Below are 1408 nucleotides of genomic sequence, written 5' to 3'. Positions count from 1 at the left end.
GTACACCCGGGCCACTGCGGGGCTGGCCTGCGCCAGCGACCGCTTTAGAAATTCGTTTTGCAGGGCCACGCGCTCAAGCCATGCCTTGTACAGCGGCTTGGTAAACGTGCCGGCCGAAAGGGCCGCGTTGAGGGTGGCGCGCTCCTGACCGGTAAATTCCTTGGCGGCCACAAGGTCAAAATACTGCACGGCCTGCATGTAGACGGTCAGGTTTTCGCTGAACTGCAAAACCACCTGCAAGGCCGTTTGCAGTTGTTCCACGGTTCCGGAATACTCAGTGATGATATCCCCGGCGGGTACGGACAGCGAATCAATGCGGGCTGCCAGGGCATCAAGGGCATCAAGCCGGACAAACAACGGGGCAAAGGATTTCTTTACGGCAACGACGGCCTCCGCCGAACCCAGAGAGGCGATCTTTTTTTCCAGTTCCGCGCGGGCGGATCTGGTGGCGCCGCGCTGTTCGCGCAGTTCCCGCGCAAAGGCCGTTCCCTTGCTGCCCGTAAAACCTGCGGAAAGGCCGCGTTCTTTTTGCAGTTCGTGAATCAGGTTGCCCCCTGCTGAGGAGAGTGCCACGCTTTCCGTCACCGAGGTCATGGCCCGGTATTGAGCATAGGCGGTAAGGGCATTGTTGACGGACAGAACAAGCAAAGCCAGCAGCGGCAGTGCAAGGAGAACCACAAGCTTTGTCCGCACGCGAATGTTTTTGAGCATACCCCGCCCCCGAGGATTTGATGTCCGGCAACGTCGTCGGCGCGTGCCGCAAACTGTTTTTGGCCACAAGAAAGGCCTTCCCCTCTTTACCGAATATTACGCTTATCGGCATAATGGGGAAAAGAGCATGGGGGGTCAATAGAAAATAAGGTGCGCAGGGCGCACCGCCAGACTCAAGGCTGGGTAACGCGGCAAAGCCGCGGTGTTGGCATGTGGCGCTGTGGCAAGAGGGCGGTGCGACGGGGTTCTGCGGGTAAAGGCGTGATGCCGTTTCGCTTTGAAGCAGCCCGGACTGCTGGGTGAGCAGGCGGCCGCCATGAAAGCGTGGGCGCTTTTGCGCACGCCGTTCCGCGCCGTAGTGAGGTTCTGGAGCTTTGAGGGTGTATATATTCAAGGTTCTGCTGCGCTAATCACCCACGACAAATGAACCGGGATACAGGATGCTGAAAATCTCAAGCTGCTTTTGCGCGCCGAACGAATCCGGCCACGGCCCGGCCTGCACGTTCCACATATTGTTGCTGCCGTAGCGTATGCGGCTCTTGTGTCCGGCCTTGGCCAGGGTCCGCGTCAGGCGGTCGGCATTGTCCTTGTTGGCGAAAGCCCCCACCTGTACATAGTAGGCCCCTGTAAAGTCGCCGTCGTCGCGCAGTTGCGGCACGCCGCCCAGGCTCTGGATGCGCACCCGCCCCGTGCCTGA

At 59.9% G+C, this 1408-nt stretch carries 2 protein-coding genes; both read right to left on the bottom strand.

The annotated features are described in order from the left end of the window. Positions 1–711: nitrate- and nitrite sensing domain-containing protein (locus tag V6C07_RS12695; RefSeq protein WP_333536840.1), on the bottom strand; the 711-nt coding region annotated here is incomplete at its 3' end. Positions 712–1117: 406 nt separating this feature from the next. Then, positions 1118–1408 (bottom strand): SPOR domain-containing protein (locus tag V6C07_RS12690; RefSeq protein WP_333536839.1); only part of this gene is annotated, 291 nt, incomplete at its 5' end.

Origin of the sequence: Desulfovibrio sp. 1214_IL3152, assembly GCF_036763055.1 — a bacterium.
Lineage (GTDB): Bacteria > Desulfobacterota > Desulfovibrionia > Desulfovibrionales > Desulfovibrionaceae > Desulfovibrio.
Note: the sequence above shows the minus strand (reverse complement) of the source record. Positions and strands in the feature narration are given on the sequence as shown.